The 534-nt window shown below is 66.9% G+C and carries 1 protein-coding gene; it reads right to left on the reverse strand.

The annotated features are described in order from the left end of the window. Positions 1 to 534, reverse strand: a 534-nt coding sequence (locus tag E8D38_RS28085; protein WP_281286180.1) for a calcium-binding protein, incomplete at both ends; no start/stop codon positions are given.

The raw sequence follows: 534 nt of genomic DNA on the forward strand, positions 1-534 counted from the left end.
CGACAGCACGAGCTCGTCGCCCGAGCGGGTGAGCACCACGTCTGCGGCCGTGATGCCGGCACCGAGTTGCACCACGTCGAGCTTGCCGGCCGTGGTGTCGTACGAGTTGATCGTGTCCTTGCCAGAGCCGCGGCCGAACAGGTAGGTGTCGTTGCCGGTGCCGCCGTCCAGCGTGTCGTTGCCCGCACCGCCGTCCAGCGTGTCGTTGCCGGCGTCGCCCCGCAGGGTGTCGTTGCCTTGGGTTCCGACAACGGAGTCCGCGCTGGCCGTGCCGTTGAAAGTGGCCCCGGCTGGCGTGGTCGCCGTCGACACCTTGCTCTTGGTCGTCGCGTAGTTCCAGCTGGTGCCGTCCGCAAAGCGGATGGCCTCGACCGCATACACCGAAGTCCCGTCGTTGTAGAAGTAGCCCGGGACGGTCAGCCTGTCATCGGTGCCGTTGATGCTGATGACGAGGTCGTCATACCAGCGAGTGAGCGTGACGTCCGCAGGCGTGATGCCCGCACCGAGCACGATGGTGTCGGCATTGGTGCCCAG

Origin of the sequence: Methylibium rhizosphaerae (assembly GCF_006386545.1) — a bacterium.
Lineage (GTDB): Bacteria > Pseudomonadota > Gammaproteobacteria > Burkholderiales > Burkholderiaceae_C > Pseudorivibacter > Pseudorivibacter rhizosphaerae.